The following is a 17,923-nucleotide window of genomic DNA, read 5'->3' as shown; positions in this document are numbered from 1 at the left end:
GCCCACACCCCGCCGCCAGATGCCCCGCCGCATCTACCCCCTGCGCATTCTGGGCATGGGGCTCGGTGGCATGGTGGTGGGCGTGGTGCTGTGGGAGCGCCACGCCAGCGTCTCCGCCTGGCTGGCCATGGTGCTGCCTGCTTTTGTGTGGCCCCATGTGGCCTACCTGATCACACGGCACAGCGCCGACCCCTACCGCGCTGAAACCCGCAACCTGCTCATTGACTCCGCCCTGGCCGCCAGCTTTGTGCCGTTGATGCACTTCAACCTGCTGCCCAGCGTGTTGCTGCTGACACTGACCATGGTGGACAAGATCACCACCGGCATCCGCGGGCTGTGGGCGCGTGCGCTGCCCGCCATGCTGGTCGGGGGGCTGGCGGGCGCGGCGCTGGCCGGCCTGCACTGGGCGCCGGAAACCTCCATGCGGGTCATGGTTGCCTGCCTGCCGGTGATGGCGCTGCACACGCTGTCGGTCAGCATGGTCAGCTACCAGCTCATCCGCCAGTCGGCACGGCACAACCAGATGCTGGACGAACTGCGGCGCGTGGACGCCCTCACCGGCCTGTTCGGGCGCGGCCACTGGCAAGAGCAGGCCGAGGCGGCCCTGCGCCGCCACCACGCCAGCAACGAACCCGCCTGCATGCTGATGCTGGACATTGACCATTTCAAGGAAATCAACGACGCCCATGGCCACACCGTGGGTGACGAGGTGATCCGCGCACTGGCCCATGTGGTGCGCGGCAACGTGCGCGCGGGCGACTGCGCCGGGCGCTACGGCGGCGATGAATTTGCCATCGTGCTGCCGGGCATGCTCGCCAAGGACGCGCTGGCCATTGCCCACCGCATCCGCGAGCAAACCGAAGGCGTGCGCCTGCGCAGCCTGCCCGGCGTGCGCATCACCAGCAGCATTGGCGTAGCCCCCGCCGACCACCGCCACAGCAACCTGCGCGCCTGGATCGACGCCGCCGACGCCGCGCTGTATGCCGCCAAGAACGGTGGGCGCAACCGCGTGGCGGGGTGCATGGAGCCAGCGCTGGCGCCTGCGGTGTAGCAGCCCAGAACCGGTTCCAGCACACCACATTCGCCGCCCCGCGCCAGCATGACCCCCGCGAACGATCCGCAGCCTGCTTCCTACCGCAGCCACGGCGGCATCGGCCCCGCGTCGGAGCGGCTGACCTACCGCCGCATCTACCCGTTGCGCATGCTGGGCATGGGCCTGGGTGCCGTGTTGCTGGGCAGTGTTCTGCACGACAACCAGTCTCCGGCGTGGATGTGGTGGTTGCTGGGGGTCACCGCGCTGGTCTGGCCCCAGCTGGCCTACCTGCTGGCCCGGCACAGCGCCGATCCCTACCAGGCCGAAGTGCGCAATCTGCTGATCGACTCGGCCATCGCTGGCATGTGGGTGCCGCTGCTGCACTTCAACCTGCTGCCCTGCGTGGTGATGGCCCTCATCACCACCTACGACAAGTTCAGCACTGGCATCAAACGCCTGTGGCTGCACTCCCTGCCCGGCATGGCGGGCATGTGCCTGCTGATGACCTTGCTGCTGCGGCCCGAGCCACGACTGGAAAGCTCACTGCTGGTGGTGGTGTGCACCCTGCCCCTGCTTATCGTGCATGGGTTGGCGGTCAGCACGTCCAGCTACCGGCTGATCCGCACGGTGGCGCAGCAAAACCGCGAGCTGGAGAGCCTGCGCCGCACCGACGCCCAGACCGGCCTGGTGGCCCGCAGCCACTGGCAGGACCAGGCCAAGCTCAGCCTGGAGCGGTTTCACGCCAGCGGCAGCCCCGCCTGCCTGCTGATGATCGACATCGACCACTTCAAGTCCATCAACGACCTGCACGGCCACACCGTGGGGGACGAAGTGATCCACGCCGTGGGCCAGGTGATCCTGGACTGCGTGCGCGCACACGACCACGCAGGCCGCTACGGCGGGGACGAATTTGCAGTGGTGCTCAGCGGCACCCGCGCAGCCGATGCGCTGGCCATCGCCGAGCGCATTCGCAGCCGCATCGCGGCCCTGCACCTGCGCGACCAGCCTGATTTGCACCTCACCAGCAGCATCGGCCTGGCACAAGCCGCGCCCCACCAGTCGGGCCTGCGCGAGTGGATCAACGACGCCGACGCCGCCCTGTACCGCGCCAAAAACGCCGGGCGCAACCAGGTGGCAGACCATGAAGCGCAGACATCCCACGCGGCGCCAACTGCACCGGTGGTGCAGACCCATTGAACACGGAAGGGGGTTTGCTGCACCTGCTGAGCCCGGGGCGCTGATAACGCCGCGGGACCCAGGAATCAGCATAAAAATTGCCGCCAGCGCTTATCCATCAAGCGCAAACAGCTATATTTTTAATAGCAAATTATCAAATCTTTGCTCACGCCGGCCAGCACACGCGCACCGTGCAGCCACCGCCCGGCACCGCCGTGGCACTGATCTGCGCGCCATGGCGCTGCGCCACCGCGCGGCACAGCGCCAGCCCCGCGCCCACGCCGTCAAACTCTGTCTCGCGGTGCAGGCGCTGGAACACGCCGAACAAGCTGCCCGCGCGCGCGGGGTCGAAGCCCACGCCGTTGTCTTGCACCGTAAAAGCCACCTGGCCTGCGGGTGCAGCATCCGCCGACACCGTGATGCACGCGTGCGCCACGGGGCGGGTGAACTTGAGCGCATTGCCCAGCAGCTGCACCAGCAGCTCCTGCAGCAGTGTCGGGTCGGCCTGCAGAGTGGGCAAATCCGACGCAATGCGCCACTCCACCCCCCGCCCGGCCTCTGCAGCGGCCAGCGCGGCGCGCGCCTGGGCGATGGCACCGCCCAGCGGCACCGGCTGCAGGCGCAGCGGCGCGCGGCTTGCGCGCACCAGGGTTTGCAGGCCGTCGATCATCAGCCCCATGCGCCGGGCAGACTGGTCCATCGGGGCCAGAAAACCCAGCGCCTCCTGCACCTCGGCGCCCCGCAGCACCTCGGGCGGCAGGTCGCCCAGCACCTCGCGTACCAGCGTGCCGTAAGACGTCACGTGCCGCAGCGGCGCGCGCAGGTCGTGCGACACGGCACGCAAGAACTCCTCTTGCGCAGCGGCCATGTCGGCTACCTGCTGCTGGCTGCGGGCCAGTTCGGCGCGCAATCCCTGCAATTGCTGCAGCTCGTCCCCGGCGCTGGCGTCTGGCGCGTTCATGGCTTGGGTTGTTTGGCGGGTCTCGCCCAGTTGGCAATGCTGACCTGCTTGCCCCGCGCCACACTCAGTGCGCCTGGTGCCGTGCTCTTCGTGATGGTGCTGCCACCACCCACCGTGCCGCCCGCACCAATCGTGACCGGTGCCACCAGCACACAGTTGCTGCCCACATGCACATCGGCCTCGATCACCGTGCGATGCTTGTTGGCGCCGTCGTAGTTGGCGGTGATGCTGCCTGCGCCGTAGTTCACGCGCTCGCCCACCGTGGCGTCGCCCAGGTAGGCCAGGTGGTTGGCCTTGGCGCCGTCGGCCATCGTCGAGTTCTTCACCTCCACAAAGTTGCCAATGTGCACCTCGCGGCCCAGTTGGGCGCCGGGGCGCAGGCGGGCAAAGGGGCCGATCAGCGCGCCCTCGCCCACGGTGGCGCCCAGCTTTTCGCCGTCGATGTGGGTGTAGGGGTGGATGACGGCGCCCGCCCCGATGCGCGCATTGGCAATGCAGCAGTTCGCGCCAATGCTCACGCCCTCGCCCAGCTCCACACGGCCGGTGAAGACGCAGTTCACGTCGATCTCCACGTCCTGCCCACAGACCAGCTCGCCACGCACGCCGGTGCGGGTGTCGTCGCGCACATCGAACCGGGCCGGGTCCGCCAGGCGCACGCCCTGCTCCATCAGCGCCCGCGCCTGGCGCAGTTGGTGCGCACGCTCCAGCTCGGCCAGTTGCAGCGGGCTGTTCACGCCCGCCACCTGCAGCGCATCGGTGATGCGGTGGGCCACCACGGGCACACCATCGGCCACGGCCATGGCAACGATGTCGGTGAGGTAGTACTCGCCCTGCGCGTTGTTGTTGGTCAGCCGCGCCAGCCAGGGCGTGAGCAACCGCGCAGGCACGGCCATGATGCCGCTGTAGACCTCGGTGATGGCGCGCTGGGCGTCGCTCGCGTCCTTGTGTTCGACGATGCCTTGCACGGCATCGGACGCATTGCGCACGATGCGGCCATAACCGGTGGGGTCGGGCAGGGTCACCGTCAGCAGGGCCAGCTTGCCACCTTCGCTGGCAGCCACCAGGGCGCGCAGGGTGTCGGCCTGGGTCAGCGGCACGTCGCCCGAGAGCACCACCACCGTGCCGTCATCGCGCAGGTGCGGCACGGCCTGCAACACGGCATGGCCCGTGCCCAGCTGGGGTTCCTGGCGCACGAATTTGAGGTCAAAAGAGGCGCCAGCGCTTGCTGCAACTGCGGTAGCCGCTTCTACTTCTGTAGCGCCATGGCCGGTGATGACGATGGCGCTGCGGGCCTGCAGGTGCGCGGCCTGGTCCAGCACATGGTGCAGCAGCGGGCGGCCGGCCAGGCGCTGCAGGACCTTGGGCAGGCGGCTTTTCATGCGCGTGCCTTTGCCGGCCGCCATGATGAGGATGTCGAGTGAGGTCATGAAAGAGGAGATGGGTGGGCGCTGCAAAAGCCCGGCGCGCGGGCATGGCGTGGATTATCGGCTGCAGCCCGCTGGGCGCAAAAAGCTATTAAAACAGTAGCTATTTGCGGTTATCTATCAGGCGCTAGAGGCCATTTCTCTCAGATTTCTGCCGCGGCAGACAGCGTTTTACAGCAACGGCATCAGCCGGGGCGGCGTGTCGTAGTACTCGGCGATGCGCGCAAGAGCCCGGGTGTTGAGCAGGCGCAGGCGGCCGTTCTTCAGCTCGTGCAGGCCCAGCAGCGACAGGCGCCGCAGCGTCTTGTTGGTGTGCACCAGCGACAGCCCCAGGGCGTCGGCAATGTGCTGCTGGTTGAGCGGGAACGCCACTGTGCCGTCCTCCACCAGCCCGATGCGGTCGAGCCGCCGGTACAGGTGCATGAGCAGCATGGCCACGCGCTCGGTGGCGTTGCGGCGGCCGGCGGTAAGCAGGTTGTCGTCCACATGGCCTTCTTCGTGGGCCGACAGCCAGGTGATGTCGTAGCCCAGGCGCGGGTGCTCGCGAAACAGCGCCCACAGGCTGTCGTTCTGGAACACACACAGCGAACAATCGGTCAGCGCCTCGATGCCATGGGTGGAGACATCGCCAAACTCCTGCTGCAGGCCCACCAGGTCGCCAGGCAGCAAAAAATTGAGGATCTGGCGGCGCCCGTCGCTCATGGTCTTGTAGCGAAAGGCCCAGCCCGAATACAGCGTGAACAGCTTGGCGTTGGTCTGGTTTTCGCGCACCAGCGCGCCGCCTGCTTCCACGGCCAGGCTGTCGGTGCGAAAGCCTTCAATGAAGTCCAGCACCTCGGGCTTCACGGCGGTGAAGGCGCCGGTCTTGCGCAATCTGCAATTGTGGCACGTTGGAGGGCAGACATGGGCGGGCAGGGTGGCGTTCATGGTGGCGCAATTCTCATCGATTCACATTTGGCGACAGCACCACAACGCGCCGGGTGGCGCAGCAGTTACATCTATGTCTTTTGACATTGTGCAACCGCCGTGTGCCCCCTACATTGGGCCTCACTTATGAACGTATCCCCCGCCCTTTACGAGGTCCTCTACGTGAGCACCCTCGCCCCCGAGCAACCGCTGAGCGTGGTGGCCGAGATTGCCGGGCGAGCGCGCCAGGTCAACGCGGAGCTGGACGTGACGGGATTGCTGATTTTTGACGGCCAGCGTTTTTGCCAGCAGCTCGAAGGTCCGCAGAAGGCGGTGCTCAAACTCATCGAACGCATCCGCAACGACCCCCGCCATGTCAACGTCGAGGTGCTGCACCACGGCCCGCTGGCGGGCCGGCGTTTTCAACACTTCAGTCTGGCATTCAGCACCGTGGAAGACGAGGATGCACTCGCCCGCATGGAGAAATTGGATGGGGATGCAGCCCTGGCCGCCTTCGAAGCCGTGCGGGGCGAACTCGTCCACTGAGACCGCCCCCCCCCACAGCACGGGGCAGACACCAGACGTCAAGCGGCTACCGGCCAGCGCCGCAGGACCAGCGTGGCGTTCACGCCGCCAAAACCAAACCCGTTGAGCATGGCGTGGGAGAGCGCCATGGGCCGGGGCCGCAGCGCCACCAAGTCCAGCCCCTCGGCCAACGCATCGGGCGTGTGCAGGTTCAGCGTGCCCGGCACCACCTGGTCGCGCAGCGCCAGCGTCGTGAAGATGGCGGCCACCGCGCCCGCCGCCCCCAGCAGATGGCCCGTGGCCGACTTGGTGGAGCTGATGGCCACCTGTGACCCCGCGCCAAACACACGGCGAATGGCGGCCAGCTCGCCCCGGTCGCCCACCCCGGTGGACGTGGCGTGGGCGTTCAGATGCTGCACGTCCTGCGCCGTGAGGCCTGCCTGCGCCAGCGCTGCCAGCATGCTGCGCGCTGCGCCGTCACCGTCTTCGGGGCCGGAGGTGATGTGGTACGCGTCGGCCGACGTGCCGTAGCCCACCAGCTCGGCCAGCGGCGTGGCTCCGCGCGCGAGGGCATGGTCCAGCGCCTCGATCACCAGCATGCCCGCGCCCTCGCCCATCACAAAGCCGTCGCGCTGCGCATCGAAGGGGCGCGATGCCTGCTCGGGGGTGTCATTGAACGCCGTGCCGAGCGCCTTGGCCGCTGCAAAGCCGCCCAGGCTCACGCGGTCAATGGCCGCCTCGCTACCGCCGCACAGGGCCACATCGGCCTCGCCGCTGCGGATCAGGCGCGCGGCATCGCCAATCGCCTGCACGCTGGCGGCGCAGGCGGTGACCGGCGCCCCCAGCGGCCCCTTGAGGCCATGGCGAATCGACACCTGCCCTGCGGCCAGATTGACGAGGAAGGAGGGCACCGTGAACGGCGACAGGCGCTGCGGGCCGCGCGTGTCGGTGGTGCGCACCGCCTCGGCAATCGCGCCAAAGCCGCCAATGCCCGAAGCGATCACCGTGGCCGTGCGCTCGCGCGCACGCTCATCGGCAGGCGGCCAGCAGGCCTGCGCCAGCGCCTGCTGCGCCGCGCCCAGCGCAAAGGGAATGAAGCGGTCCATCTTGCGCTGGTCCTTGGACGAGACGACAGCGTCCACATCCCAGCCGCCTTCGGGGTCTTGCGCCACATCCGGCACCTGCCCCGCCACCTTGGCGGCAATGCCGTCCGTGACCGCTTCCGGCAGGCGTGACAGGCCCGAGCGCCCGGCCAGCAGGCGCTGCCAGACCAGTTCCACGCCGCAGCCCAGCGGCGACACCAGGCCCATGCCCGTGACCACAACGCGCCGCATCAGGCCACCGCCTTGTCGCAGCACAAACCACTCCACACCTGGGCACCACGGCCGCCAGGGATCATTTTTTTCATGCATTCACCTCGTCAGACAAATTAGGCGCAGCACCAAGAACCGGTTCTGGGACGCTGCATCGACGCGCGGAAAGGGCCCGCGCCTTTATGATTGCAGCCATCATCATAAAGGCACAACCGCTTTTTGCGTACGCTCGCAATCAATAAGAGGCTCCCATGAAGGTTTCCAAAGCACAGGCCGCAGAGAACCGGCAGGGCATCCTGGACGCAGCCTCCCGCCTGTACCGCGAGCGGGGGCTGACCGGCGTGGGCGTGGCCGACATCACGCGCGATGCGGGGCTCACCCATGGCGGGCTGTACCGGCATTTCGCGTCGAAGGACGCGCTGGTGCAAGAGGCCTGTGCGAGAGCGTTCGACTGGTCCATCGCCCCGCTGGACGGAGCCACCCCGAACACCACCATCGGCGAGCGCATCAAGAGCTACCTCTCGCCCCAGCACCGCGACTCGCCGGGCACGGGTTGCCCGGCCGCCGCGCTGGCGGTGGATGCCGCGCGGGCCGGCAGCGAGCTGTCAGAAGTGTTTGCCCAGGGCATCGAGCGCAACATCGGGCGTTTTGCGCAGTTGCTGACAGACAGCAGCGCCCCTATACCGCCAGAAGACCGAGCGCGCGCCATGCAAGTCCTGGCCACCATGGTCGGCGGGCTGGTGCTGGCCCGCGCCACTGCGGCGGCGCGGCCGGCGTTGTCCGATGAAATACTGACGACGCTGCAGGCCCAGTTGATCGGGCTGTTGGGCGAAGCGCCGCACCAAGGCCTCGAAGGTTGAGCCGCTTGAGGCGCTGGCGCTGCACGTGTCGCATGTACAAACGCTATCAAAAAAAGAGCTGCTAGCGCTTGAAGATCAAGCGCTAGCAGCTCTTTGAAGCTCTATTGCACACCAGAACCGAGGCGAGGTCAGCCCCCCCTTTCCCGGATCAGGCCAGCGCCCTCAGGCGCAGCAGGCGTCGCCCCAAGCGGGAGCCCCGTTGCCAACGGACGCACGGCGCCACCACGATGCAGGGCGGGCACTGGCAGCCTCGCCGCGCACCCAGCGGTACTGCAGGCGGCGGCCATTCAGGGGCTCGACCACCACCGATTGGCCTGCGGCCACGGGCAGCGACTGCCCGGCGCAAAGGAACACGTCGCTGCTGTCGCCCAGGCCCTTGCCCAGCGTGACCCAGGCTTGGCCTTCGGCGATGCGCAAGGTCATCGCAGCCTTGGGGGCCAGGCTGACCGCGGCGCCAGCGGCCACCGTGCCAGTGCCACCCGCTGCCGCACCCACAGCGCGGGAAGATGAAAACAGATGAAGAGCGTGAGAGGTTGTCATGGCTTTCTCCGGGTTAACCCTAGTAAGACCGTATGGTGCGCGGCTTGCAGAACAACGTCCAATGAAAAGCACGGCACCTATTGATGCTTTTCCTGCATATACGTTTCAAGCTGGCTTGCGCTGTAGCGGTGCTGCTATCCGATGCAGAGCAAACCGGGCCAGACCTGCGGCAAAACGCCCGCCCGCGCCCGCCACATCCGCCAGCGCTGCACCCAGGGCACGCCCGCCTTGGCCCAGTGCATGCACCAGGTCGCGCAGCGGCTGCACCACACCACACTCCCAGTCGCGGGCAGCCAGGCTGGCGGACTGCGCCGTGGCGGGCGCCACCACGCTGTCCCAACGGAAAGCCACGGCATCGGCGTGCCCCGAGGGGTTCCAGGCTTCCATCACCACATGCTGGCCCGGTGCGATGACCAAGCGGTCACCCGCCCGCAGCACGTGGTCTGCCGCCGCACCCGGAAAATCCGCCAGAGACCCGCTCAGGGTGAGCCAGACCTGCCCCTGCGCAATCTGCAGCACACCATGGGTGTGCGGGCGCAGCGACAAAGCCTTGCCTGTGGTCAGTTTCCAGCAACCGGCCGCAGGACGGCCAGCCAGGCTGGCTTGCACGGATTGTTGCGATTCCAGAACGTTGCGGGGGGACATGACAGGCTCCTTGGCTTCGGTAAAAGGTGTTTCGGAGACTGGATAGTGCGCTTCGCCATGCACACAGTCCAATGAAAACGCGGTACGCTATTCATTCCGACAACGCATGAATCGCCTCCAGGACACCTGCCATGGCCTCTGCCGAATACTCCCCCGCCGTTCTGCGCACCCGCCCCGTGGCCACCGGCCACTGGCGCGCCTTTCTGGCGGTGGCGCGCCATCTGAACTTCCGCGCCGCTGCCGATGAGCTGGCGCTCACCCAGTCAGCCGTCAGCCGCCAGATCCAGGCCTTGGAAGAAGAAGTGGGCGTGGCGCTGTTCCTGCGCCACACGCGGGCGGTGGAGCTGACCAGCGCGGGCGCGCAGCTGCAGCGCGCCGTGGCCCCGGCGCTCGAGCGCATGGACGCCGCCGTGCGCCTGGTGCGCCAGACGGCCGGGCGCCGCAGTGTGGCCATCACCACCTGGGCCAGCTTTGCATCGATGTGGCTGATCCCGCGCATGGAGGAGTTTCAGCGCGACAACCCGGGCATCGACATCCGCATTGATGCGAGCGACGTGCCGGTGGACCTGGAAACCTCGGACGTGGACCTGGCCCTGCGCTACGCCATGCCCGCTGGTGCCACGCAGGGCGGCATCCGCCTGTTTGGCGAGCAATTGGCCGTGGTGGCCAGCCCCTGGCTGCTCAAGAGCGGCAAGCCGCTGCGCACGCCGGCCGACGTAGCGCAGTTCACCCTGATCGAGGCGGGCGACGCCCACCGCACGCACTACCTGGAGTACCTGAGCTGGCGCCGCTGGTTCGACACGCGCGACCTGACCAAGCTGCAACCCCAGCGTTGGCTGTACTTCAACTACGCCCACCAGATCGTGCAGGCCGCGCTGGCTGGCCAGGGCCTGGCGCTGGCACGCATGCCGCTGATTGCCGATGCCCTGGCCGCTGGCGACCTGGTGGAGGTGCTGCCCGGCCACCGCATCGACTCGCCGCTGGCCTATTGGCTCATGGTGGGGCCACGCAGCGCGCAGCGGCCGGAGATCAAGGCGTTTTGCGCCTGGTTGCAGGTGCAGGCCGAGGCCACCCGCCAGGCAATTGGCGATGTGCCCGACCCGGATTTGAACGACAACCTGGACGGGGCCTGATGAAAAAAGCGCTGGGCCTTGCGGCTTCAGCGCTTTCATTTTGATAGCTTACAGCGCTTATTCAACAAGCGCTGGCGGCCAATCCAACTTAAAAATCAGGACAAAACCACTCTTGCGAACTTGCGCTTGCCCACTTGCACCACGTAGGTGCCAGCAGCCAGCTTCAAGCCCTTGTCGCTGACCACGCTGCCATCCACACGCACGCCGCCGCCGTCGATCAGGCGGTTGGCCTCGCTGCCCGAGGGCGCCAGGTTGGCCTGCTTGAGCAAGGCGCCGATGCCCAGCGGCGCACCGGAGAGCGCCACCTCGGGAATGTCGTCGGGCACGCCGCCCTTGCTGCGGTTGATGAAGTCCTGCTCCGCCGCATCGGCCGCCGCCGCGCTATGGAAGCGCGTGGTGATCTCCTTGGCCAGCATCACCTTGGCGTCCTTGGGGTTGCGCCCGCCCTCCACCTCGGCCTTGAGCGCGGCGATCTCGGCCAGGCTCTTGAACGACAGCAGCGTGTACCAGTCCCACATCAGGGTGTCGCTGATCGACAGCACCTTGGCGAACATGGTGTTGGCGTCTTCGGCAATGCCGATGTAGTTGTTCTTGGACTTGGACATCTTGTCCACGCCATCGAGCCCCACCAGCAGCGGCATGGTGAGCACACACTGCGGCTCCTGGCCATATTCCTGCTGCAGATGGCGGCCCATGAGCAGGTTGAACTTCTGGTCCGTGCCGCCCAGCTCCAGGTCGCTCTTCAAGGCTACGGAGTCATAGCCCTGCATCAGCGGGTACAGGAACTCGTGCACCGCAATGGACTGGCCGGTGGTGAAGCGCTTGTGGAAGTCGTCGCGCTCCATCATGCGCGCCACGGTGTAGCGCGAGGCGAGCTGGATCATGCCGCTCGCGCCCAGGGGTTCGCTCCACTCGCTGTTGTAGCGAATCTCGGTCTTGGCCGGGTCCAGCACCATGCTGGCCTGCTTGTAATAGGTCTCGGCGTTCACCTTGATCTGCTCGGGCGTGAGCGGCGGGCGCGTGCTGTTGCGGCCCGAGGGGTCGCCGATCAGGCTGGTGAAGTCCCCGATCAGGAAAATCACCTGGTGGCCCAGATCTTGCAATTGCCGCATCTTGTTCAGCACCACCGTGTGGCCGATGTGGATGTCGGGAGCCGTGGGATCGAGCCCGAGTTTGATGCGCAGCGGCTGGCCTGTGGCCTCCGAGCGCGCCAGCTTCTTGACCCATTCATCCTGCGGCAGCAGCTCTTGCACGCCACGCAGGGAGATTTCGAGGGCCTGTCTTACACCATCAGAGACCGGGGTTGTTGTAACAGCAGATTGATTCATAAGGGTTTTTTGGGATGTCTAGACAGCATGCACCGCTATACTTCAGCCCACATTGCTTGAGGCGGATTCTAGTGGGCCCGCTGTTTCGACCTGTTTTTGACCATTCTGTCGAACGGCTGCAGCCTGACAGTCTGTGCTCCATGCCTTGCCCCGCGCCAGCGCCGGGGAAGTGTCACGGATTCACTCTCACCCTGGGGATAGACCATTGATTCACGGCTTGACCACCGCCAGCTCGGCTTTGCTTGACCGGCTGTCCCGCACGATCCAACAACATCCCAAACGCATCACCGCCGCCGTCGCAGCCATCCTGCTGACGGGTGGTGGCGGCGCATTCGCCGTGGCATCCTTTGCGCCGGACCCGGCCGAGCTGCCGGTGCGCATGGTGAGCTACCCCGTTGAATCGCTGGCAGAGAACCTCGTGCTGGGCGAGCTGGAAGCCCCGGGCTTCTCGCTGTTCCGCTCCGAACAGGTGCGCAGCAGCGACACCCCCGAGTCCCTGCTGCAGCGCATGGGCGTGGCCGACCCGGCCGCCGCTGCGTTCATGCGCGGTGACACTCCTGTGCGACAAAACGTGCTGGGCCGCACCGGCCGAATCGTGTCGGCAGAAACCACCGACGACCACCGCCTGATTCGCCTGACGGTGCGCTGGGTGCCGGACGACAGTGGCAACTTCCGCCGCCTGATCGTCGAGCGCACGGGCGACAACAAGTTTGCGACGCGCATCGAAACCGCCAAGATGACGACCAACAGTCGGCTGGCGGGCGGCATCATTCACAGCTCGCTGTTTGCCGCCACCGATGCGTCCAACATCCCCGACGCGGTCGCGGTGCAGATGGCCGAGCTGTTCTCGGGCAACATCGACTTTCGCCGCTCGCTGCGCAAGGGCGACCGCTTCTCGGTGGTGTACGAAACCCTGGAAGCCGATGGTGAGCCCCTGTCCAGCGGCCGCGTTCTGAGCGCCGAGTTCGTCAACAACGGCAAGACCCATGAGGCCGTCTGGTTCCAGGAACCCGGCGCAGCCAAGGGCGCCTACTACACGCTGGACGGCGAAAGCATGCGCCGCGCGTACCTCACCTCGCCGGTAGAGTTCTCGCGTGTGACCAGTGGCTTCAAGATGCGCCTGCACCCCATCCTGAAGACCTGGCGCGCCCACCTGGGCACCGACTTCGCCGCGCCCACCGGCACCGCAGTGCGCACCGTGGGCGATGGCGTGGTGGAGTTTGCGGGCGTGCAGAACGGATTCGGCAATGTGGTCTTCGTCAAGCATCGCAACCAGCACGTCACCGTGTATGCCCACCTGAGCCGCATCGATGTGCGCCAAGGGCAGTCGGTCGAACAAGGCCAGAACCTGGGCGCCGTGGGCGCCACAGGCTGGGCCACCGGCCCGCACCTGCATTTTGAGTTCCGCGTCAACGGCGTGCACCAAGACCCCATGACTATCGTGGCCCAGAGCGAGGCGGCAGCGCCAGTCTCAAAGGCCTCGCGCCCTGCGTTTGACCGCCTAGCGGCCAACATGCGCATCCAGCTGTCGGCCGCTGCACAGATCGAACAAGCCAGCGCAGAGTGAAGTGAAGCCTCCACTGAGTCGCTTCGCGCCTTCCCCCCACTGGGGGACGCCGCCAGCGCACGCAAGCGAAGCGCCGCATACGCGGCGCGGCGGCCCTTGCGCGGCGGCCGCTGGCGTCGGCCGCGCCGCTTGCCTGGGCTTTGGAGCCCCTGGACCTGAGGCTCTTCCGTCCACGCCTTCACAGTCCACACGGCTCCTGTGAGCGCATCCGAGCTGTACATCGGCCTGATGTCGGGCACATCGCTCGATGGCATCGACGGGGTGCTGGCCGATTTTTCCGGCTCGCACTGCGTGGTTACCCACCATGCCAGCGCACCCTTCGCGCCCGAACTGCGGGCAGAACTGATGGCCCTCAATACGTCGGGCACTGACGAACTGCACCGCGCCGCGCTGGCGGGCAACACCTTGTCACAGGCGTATGCGCAGGTGGTGCAGACGCTGCTCGAACAGAGCGGCCTGGCTGGCTCTTCCATCCGCGCCATCGGCGCCCACGGGCAGACGGTGCGCCACCGCCCCCAGGAATTTGATGGCACGGGCTATACCCTGCAACTGGGCAACCCTGCCCTGCTGGCGGAGCGCACCGGCATCACCGTGGTGGCCGATTTCCGCAGTCGCGACGTGGCCGCAGGTGGACAGGGTGCACCCCTGGTGCCAGCGTTTCACCAAGGGGTTTTTGGCCGCGCGGGTGAAACCGTGCTGGTGCTCAACATCGGCGGCATCTCCAACCTCAGCGTGCTGGGCGCCGACGGCAGTGTGCTGGGCTTTGACTGCGGCCCCGGCAACGCGCTGATGGACTACTGGTGCCAACGGCACACCGGCCAGGCTTTCGACGCCGGAGGCGCGTGGGCTGCCAGCGGAAAGGTGCTGCCGGAGTTGCTGGCATCGCTGCTGGACGAACCCTTTTTGCACAAGCCACCCCCCAAGAGCACGGGGCGCGATCTGTTCAACCCCGCATGGCTCGCACACCACTTGGCGCCATTCGCACAGGCAAACCCTGCCGACGTACAGGCGACCCTGACCGAATACACCGCCCGCGCTTGTGCAATAAGCGCAAACAGCTACAAAAAAAATAGCAAAACGATGGCAGTGTGCGGCGGTGGCGCACTCAACACCCATTTGATGGCACGGCTGCAGGTAGCCTGCCCTGGTGTGCAGGTCACCGTCACCGATACCCTGGGCCTGCCCGCATTGCAGGTGGAGGCGGCGGCCTTTGCCTGGCTGGCGCGGCAGGCGCTACACGGACGGCCCGGCAACCTGGCCAGTGTGACCGGCGCTGCGGGAGCCCGTGTGCTGGGCGCTGTTTACCCAGCCTGAAAAAACAAAAGCCGCCCATGCGGGCGGCTACGTGGTAAGAGGTCAGGTACAGAGCGGTGTGTACCACCTGACCCCTACCCTCTCCGTGTCAGGCAGAGAAGCTGGAGCCACAGCCGCAGGTGGTCGTGGCATTGGGGTTCTTGATAACGAACTGAGCCCCTTGCAGGTCTTCTTTGTAGTCGATCTCGGCGCCGACGAGGTATTGGTAGCTCATGGCATCGATCAACAGCGACACACCGTTCTTCGTCATGGTGGTGTCGTCTTCATTGGTGATTTCATCAAAGGTGAAGCCATACTGAAAACCCGAGCAACCGCCACCTTGCACAAAAACGCGCAGTTTCAGGTCAGGGTTGCCCTCTTCGGCAATCAGGTCCGCCACCTTGGCCGCCGCGCTGTCCGTAAACAGGATGGGGGCAGGCATTTCGGTCTGGATGTTTTCGGCAACAGCGCTCATGGGGTACTCCGGGTTCAAAGTTTGCGGTGAATAGTACTGCAGTCTTCTCGGGAATTCAGTTCACTGCCCGTTTGACGCTAACTTCAGTGGGGGCTTTTCCTCCACCAGCACAGCCACCGGGCACATCTGCCCGGCGATCACCGCGCCCTGGTGCATCTCCAGCGCCTTGTAGTGCACATTGCCGGTGATCTTGGCCTTGGGCTGCAGCTCCAGCAGTTCGGCAGCGTGCACAGGCCCCACCACCTGGCCATTGACGATCACATGGTCGGCATGCACCGCCCCCTCCACGCGCGCCGTCTCGGAAATCACCAGGATGCTGGGCTGCTCCGAACCCGCACGGATGTCCCCCACCACCTCGCCATCAATGCGCATGCCTTCGGCAAAGTGCACATCTCCCTCGATCCGGGTGCCCTGGGCGATCAGGCTTTTGATCGGTGGCTGCTTCTTGCGGGAAAACATGGGTGAAAACTCCTCAATGCGCATGCTCCAAACCGGAGCATACAAACGGAAAACGACGGGGCAGAAAGCCCACGGAAAACGGCTACGGCGCGAAGCCCCGCACACATCACCCCTGCCTGCCACAACGACCGGCGCAGGGCTGTAAGGGGCCTTGCAGCACGCTGGATGAGGCTCCCCGGAGGGGCCTTCCCAACCCTGCCGCCGGACTAGTCGATGGTCATCGCCTGCACTGCGCGAACCGCAGAGCCCTCCAGCACGCGCGCGGTCACGGTTTTTACCACGGCGCTGGGGGGCAGATCGAGCACACCCTCAATGCGCCGGTACTGCTTGACCTGCAGCGGCTGTCCCTGGGCTGGTTGGGTCTGGGTCCAGGGCTTGCCATCCTGGGTGCCCGTCAGCACCAGTTCCAGCCGGCCATTGAATTCGGGGGCATTGCGCGTCGCCTGGATCACCAGGACCTGCCAGCGCAGCTGCATTCCCCCCAGCACCTCGGCCTGCAGACTACGGATCGCCAGCCCTTCAGCCTTTGCGGCGGGAATCAGCTTTTCAAAGAACCCCAGGTCTTCGCGCAGCGTGCGGTTGTCGGTCTCCAGCTGCCGAACCTGCGCCATCAGGCTTTCCTTGGCAGCCCGCTCGGCCACCAGAAGACTCTCGGCCGTATGGGCTACCGTCTGTTGCTCTTGCCCCTCAGCCCGCAAGCGATCCACTTCCGCCCGCAATTGCAGGAGTTCGTCACGGGAGACGGTATCCAGCCCTGCGATGGATTTTCCAAACTCAAAGGCCCAGAGCGCTACCGCCGCACAGAAACCAAAAACCACAGCCAGGGCCAGCCAGCGAAGGGGCCAGGGCAAGGCACTGCGGATGGCCACCCTCGGGGCGCTGATCGTCAGTCGGCGGCGCAGAAGGCGAAGGCGCATGGTGAGAAGGGGTGAAACATCAGGATGGTTCGAAGAAAAGAGCGCACCTTAAACGAAAAAACCGCCCGAAGGCGGTTTTTTGTTCTGCAAAGCAGTCCGAGGAAAGCTTCGCAGGGAGAAGGATGCCAGCCCGAAAGCGGCAATCCCTCCAGAGCCCAACCAGCTTAACGCTTGGAGAACTGCTTGGCGCGGCGTGCGGAATGCAGACCGACCTTCTTACGCTCGACTTCACGGGCATCACGCGTCACGAAGCCGGCTTGGCTCAGGACGGGCTTGAGGGATGCGTCGTAGTCGATCAAAGCACGGGTGATACCGTGGCGGGCAGCACCAGCCTGACCGGATTCACCACCGCCGTGCACGTTGATCTGGATGTCGAAGGTTTCGACATGGTTGGTCAACGCCAGGGGTTGCTTGGCAATCATGATCGAGGTTTCGCGGCCGAAGTAGGACTGGATGTCCTTGCCGTTCACCGTGATCTTGCCGGAGCCTTTTTTCAGAAACACGCGGGCGACGCTGGACTTGCGACGGCCGGTGCCATTGTTCCATTCACCAATCATCTCAAGGCTCCTTAGATTTCCAGCACTTTGGGCTGCTGGGCGGTGTGGGGATGCTCAGCACCACCGTACACCTTGAGTTTCTTGATCATCGCGTAGCCAAGGGGGCCCTTGGGCAGCATGCCCTTGACAGCCTTTTCCAGCGCGCGGCCGGGGTGCTTGGCTTGCATGTCTCGGAAGTTCGTGGCCGTGATACCGCCGGGGTAACCCGAGTGGCGGTAGTACACCTTGTCCAGGGACTTGGTGCCGGTGACCTTGAGCTGGGCGGCGTTGATGATGACGATGAAGTCACCGGTATCGACGTGAGGCGTGTAAATGGCCTTGTGTTTGCCGCGCAAACGGAGAGCAACTTCGCTGGCTACTCGTCCGAGGACCTTGTCGGTCGCGTCAATCACAAACCACTCGTGCACAACCTCAGCGGGCTTTGCGCTGAAAGTAGTAGTCATGAGTTTTCTCTTCAAAAGAGGGTTTGGCGGGTCCTTTTCCACGGTCGGTGCTTCTCTGAAGGAAGCCTCTTAGGTGGCGTAAAGTCTTCGCCGCGGGACCACAAAAGCGCTGCGAAGCCTGCGATTATACGAATTTGCAGGCCTGTGGCGCAAGCCCGTAGCCGGAAAGCAGCCCACGGCCCCCTCGCCCACGGCTAATTGGGGGTCTGCCGGCGGCGCTGCTCGTCGGCTTCGTAGCGGCGGCGGTTCTCCACGCAGATGGTCTGGTTGGCCTGGGACGGCTTCTGGCATTCCTGGTGGATGCACATGGGGCGTGCGAGGAAATTGGCATCTGCACAGGCCTCTTGCGGGCTGGGCACACGCGGTGG

General features: G+C 65.8%; 19 protein-coding genes. 7 read left to right on the top strand and 12 right to left on the bottom strand.

The window, feature by feature from the left end:
• Together NFX52_RS24265 and NFX52_RS24260 are read left to right on the top strand one after the other, a co-directional pair.
• On the top strand, window positions 1-1,051 hold a 1,051-nt coding region (locus NFX52_RS24265; RefSeq protein WP_252635853.1), incomplete at its 5' end, for a GGDEF domain-containing protein.
• A gap of 48 nt (window positions 1,052-1,099) precedes the next feature.
• A complete protein-coding gene (locus tag NFX52_RS24260) occupies window positions 1,100-2,230 on the top strand; it encodes a diguanylate cyclase (RefSeq protein ID WP_082437290.1) in 1,131 nt (376 codons plus the stop codon).
• Between the two features lie 145 nt (window positions 2,231-2,375).
• Here the strand turns inward: NFX52_RS24260 and NFX52_RS24255 are convergent, their stop codons facing one another.
• The 3 genes from NFX52_RS24255 to NFX52_RS24245 form a co-directional block, all read right to left on the bottom strand.
• On the bottom strand, window positions 2,376-3,170 hold the full coding sequence (locus tag NFX52_RS24255; RefSeq protein WP_055394657.1) for a sensor histidine kinase: 795 nt from the start codon (window positions 3,168-3,170) through the stop codon (window positions 2,376-2,378).
• Window positions 3,167-4,597, bottom strand: coding sequence for a bifunctional UDP-N-acetylglucosamine diphosphorylase/glucosamine-1-phosphate N-acetyltransferase GlmU (gene glmU, locus NFX52_RS24250; RefSeq protein ID WP_055394659.1), 1,431 nt, complete (start codon window positions 4,595-4,597; stop codon window positions 3,167-3,169). Before glmU ends, NFX52_RS24255 begins: the two co-directional genes overlap by 4 nt.
• Window positions 4,598-4,765: 168 nt before the next feature.
• Complete coding sequence (locus NFX52_RS24245; protein WP_055394660.1) at window positions 4,766-5,521, bottom strand: Crp/Fnr family transcriptional regulator; 756 nt, start codon at window positions 5,519-5,521, stop codon at window positions 4,766-4,768.
• 126 nt (window positions 5,522-5,647) lie between these two features.
• Between NFX52_RS24245 and NFX52_RS24240 the strand changes: the two genes are divergently transcribed.
• Window positions 5,648-6,046 carry a BLUF domain-containing protein gene (locus NFX52_RS24240; RefSeq protein ID WP_055394662.1) on the top strand — a complete coding sequence of 133 codons (399 nt, stop codon included), beginning with the start codon at window positions 5,648-5,650 and terminating at the stop codon, window positions 6,044-6,046.
• Between the two features lie 38 nt (window positions 6,047-6,084).
• Here the strand turns inward: NFX52_RS24240 and fabF are convergent, their stop codons facing one another.
• Window positions 6,085-7,359 (bottom strand): beta-ketoacyl-ACP synthase II, encoded by a 1,275-nt coding sequence (fabF, locus tag NFX52_RS24235; protein ID WP_055394675.1) that lies wholly within the window; start codon window positions 7,357-7,359, stop codon window positions 6,085-6,087.
• A gap of 230 nt (window positions 7,360-7,589) precedes the next feature.
• Here fabF and NFX52_RS24230 point away from each other — a divergent pair, with 230 nt between their 5' ends.
• Window positions 7,590-8,198: a TetR/AcrR family transcriptional regulator gene (locus tag NFX52_RS24230; RefSeq protein ID WP_010466633.1), complete on the top strand. Its 609-nt coding sequence runs from the start codon at window positions 7,590-7,592 to the stop codon at window positions 8,196-8,198.
• Window positions 8,199-8,360: 162 nt separating this feature from the next.
• Here NFX52_RS24230 and NFX52_RS24225 read toward each other — a convergent pair whose 3' ends face one another.
• The gene (locus tag NFX52_RS24225) at window positions 8,361-8,738 is read right to left on the bottom strand and encodes a DUF2917 domain-containing protein (protein WP_029414354.1); all 378 of its coding nucleotides are present in this window, start codon (window positions 8,736-8,738) and stop codon (window positions 8,361-8,363) included.
• A 105-nt stretch (window positions 8,739-8,843) separates the two neighbouring features.
• Window positions 8,844-9,383, bottom strand: a complete 540-nt coding sequence (locus NFX52_RS24220; RefSeq protein WP_055394676.1) for a DUF2917 domain-containing protein — start codon at window positions 9,381-9,383, stop codon at window positions 8,844-8,846.
• A gap of 131 nt (window positions 9,384-9,514) precedes the next feature.
• Between NFX52_RS24220 and NFX52_RS24215 the strand changes: the two genes are divergently transcribed.
• On the top strand, window positions 9,515-10,516 hold the full coding sequence (locus tag NFX52_RS24215; RefSeq protein WP_055394664.1) for a LysR substrate-binding domain-containing protein: 1,002 nt from the start codon (window positions 9,515-9,517) through the stop codon (window positions 10,514-10,516).
• A gap of 95 nt (window positions 10,517-10,611) precedes the next feature.
• On the opposite strand, the gene tyrS is transcribed toward NFX52_RS24215, so the two are convergent.
• Window positions 10,612-11,844 carry a tyrosine--tRNA ligase gene (gene tyrS, locus NFX52_RS24210; protein ID WP_055394669.1) on the bottom strand — a complete coding sequence of 411 codons (1,233 nt, stop codon included), beginning with the start codon at window positions 11,842-11,844 and terminating at the stop codon, window positions 10,612-10,614.
• A gap of 205 nt (window positions 11,845-12,049) precedes the next feature.
• Between tyrS and NFX52_RS24205 the strand changes: the two genes are divergently transcribed.
• Both NFX52_RS24205 and NFX52_RS24200 read left to right on the top strand, forming a co-directional pair.
• Entirely contained in the window at window positions 12,050-13,411 is a 1,362-nt protein-coding gene (locus tag NFX52_RS24205) for a M23 family metallopeptidase (protein WP_055394670.1), read from the top strand.
• 198 nt (window positions 13,412-13,609) lie between these two features.
• Entirely contained in the window at window positions 13,610-14,725 is a 1,116-nt protein-coding gene (locus NFX52_RS24200; protein ID WP_255354184.1) for an anhydro-N-acetylmuramic acid kinase, read from the top strand.
• Window positions 14,726-14,813: 88 nt separating this feature from the next.
• On the opposite strand, the gene erpA is transcribed toward NFX52_RS24200, so the two are convergent.
• The 5 genes from erpA to rplM form a co-directional block, all read right to left on the bottom strand.
• On the bottom strand, window positions 14,814-15,179 hold the full coding sequence (gene erpA / locus NFX52_RS24195; protein ID WP_008907234.1) for an iron-sulfur cluster insertion protein ErpA: 366 nt from the start codon (window positions 15,177-15,179) through the stop codon (window positions 14,814-14,816).
• 60 nt (window positions 15,180-15,239) lie between these two features.
• A complete protein-coding gene (locus NFX52_RS24190) occupies window positions 15,240-15,638 on the bottom strand; it encodes a bactofilin family protein (RefSeq protein ID WP_055394679.1) in 399 nt (132 codons plus the stop codon).
• Window positions 15,639-15,844: 206 nt separating this feature from the next.
• Window positions 15,845-16,555 carry a DUF6776 family protein gene (locus NFX52_RS24185; RefSeq protein ID WP_055394671.1) on the bottom strand — a complete coding sequence of 237 codons (711 nt, stop codon included), beginning with the start codon at window positions 16,553-16,555 and terminating at the stop codon, window positions 15,845-15,847.
• A 164-nt stretch (window positions 16,556-16,719) separates the two neighbouring features.
• Window positions 16,720-17,112, bottom strand: a complete 393-nt coding sequence (rpsI, locus tag NFX52_RS24180) for a 30S ribosomal protein S9 (RefSeq protein WP_005798582.1) — start codon at window positions 17,110-17,112, stop codon at window positions 16,720-16,722.
• A gap of 11 nt (window positions 17,113-17,123) precedes the next feature.
• Window positions 17,124-17,555, bottom strand: a complete 432-nt coding sequence (rplM, locus tag NFX52_RS24175; RefSeq protein ID WP_008907237.1) for a 50S ribosomal protein L13 — start codon at window positions 17,553-17,555, stop codon at window positions 17,124-17,126.
• Window positions 17,556-17,923 lie beyond the last annotated feature (368 nt).

Source organism: Acidovorax facilis, assembly GCF_023913775.1.
Classification (GTDB): Bacteria; Pseudomonadota; Gammaproteobacteria; order Burkholderiales; family Burkholderiaceae_C; genus Acidovorax; species Acidovorax facilis.
This window is presented reverse-complemented; position numbering and strand designations above follow the sequence as displayed.

What these genes read in the sequence shown, in the direction of transcription:
- NFX52_RS24220 (WP_055394676.1), bottom strand. Translation starts at nt 9,383, where the DNA reads ATGTCCCCCCGCAACGTTCTGGAATCGCAACAATCCGTGCAAGCCAGC.
- NFX52_RS24190 (WP_055394679.1), bottom strand. Translation starts at nt 15,638, where the DNA reads ATGTTTTCCCGCAAGAAGCAGCCACCGATCAAAAGCCTGATCGCCCAG.
- rpsI (WP_005798582.1), bottom strand. Translation starts at nt 17,112, where the DNA reads ATGATTGGTGAATGGAACAATGGCACCGGCCGTCGCAAGTCCAGCGTC.
- NFX52_RS24185 (WP_055394671.1), bottom strand. Translation starts at nt 16,555, where the DNA reads ATGCGCCTTCGCCTTCTGCGCCGCCGACTGACGATCAGCGCCCCGAGG.
- NFX52_RS24240 (WP_055394662.1), top strand. Translation starts at nt 5,648, where the DNA reads ATGAACGTATCCCCCGCCCTTTACGAGGTCCTCTACGTGAGCACCCTC.
- NFX52_RS24230 (WP_010466633.1), top strand. Translation starts at nt 7,590, where the DNA reads ATGAAGGTTTCCAAAGCACAGGCCGCAGAGAACCGGCAGGGCATCCTG.
- NFX52_RS24260 (WP_082437290.1), top strand. Translation starts at nt 1,100, where the DNA reads ATGACCCCCGCGAACGATCCGCAGCCTGCTTCCTACCGCAGCCACGGC.
- NFX52_RS24225 (WP_029414354.1), bottom strand. Translation starts at nt 8,738, where the DNA reads ATGACAACCTCTCACGCTCTTCATCTGTTTTCATCTTCCCGCGCTGTG.
- glmU (WP_055394659.1), bottom strand. Translation starts at nt 4,597, where the DNA reads ATGACCTCACTCGACATCCTCATCATGGCGGCCGGCAAAGGCACGCGC.
- erpA (WP_008907234.1), bottom strand. Translation starts at nt 15,179, where the DNA reads ATGAGCGCTGTTGCCGAAAACATCCAGACCGAAATGCCTGCCCCCATC.
- NFX52_RS24255 (WP_055394657.1), bottom strand. Translation starts at nt 3,170, where the DNA reads ATGAACGCGCCAGACGCCAGCGCCGGGGACGAGCTGCAGCAATTGCAG.
- rplM (WP_008907237.1), bottom strand. Translation starts at nt 17,555, where the DNA reads ATGACTACTACTTTCAGCGCAAAGCCCGCTGAGGTTGTGCACGAGTGG.
- NFX52_RS24245 (WP_055394660.1), bottom strand. Translation starts at nt 5,521, where the DNA reads ATGAACGCCACCCTGCCCGCCCATGTCTGCCCTCCAACGTGCCACAAT.
- NFX52_RS24215 (WP_055394664.1), top strand. Translation starts at nt 9,515, where the DNA reads ATGGCCTCTGCCGAATACTCCCCCGCCGTTCTGCGCACCCGCCCCGTG.
- fabF (WP_055394675.1), bottom strand. Translation starts at nt 7,359, where the DNA reads ATGCGGCGCGTTGTGGTCACGGGCATGGGCCTGGTGTCGCCGCTGGGC.
- tyrS (WP_055394669.1), bottom strand. Translation starts at nt 11,844, where the DNA reads ATGAATCAATCTGCTGTTACAACAACCCCGGTCTCTGATGGTGTAAGA.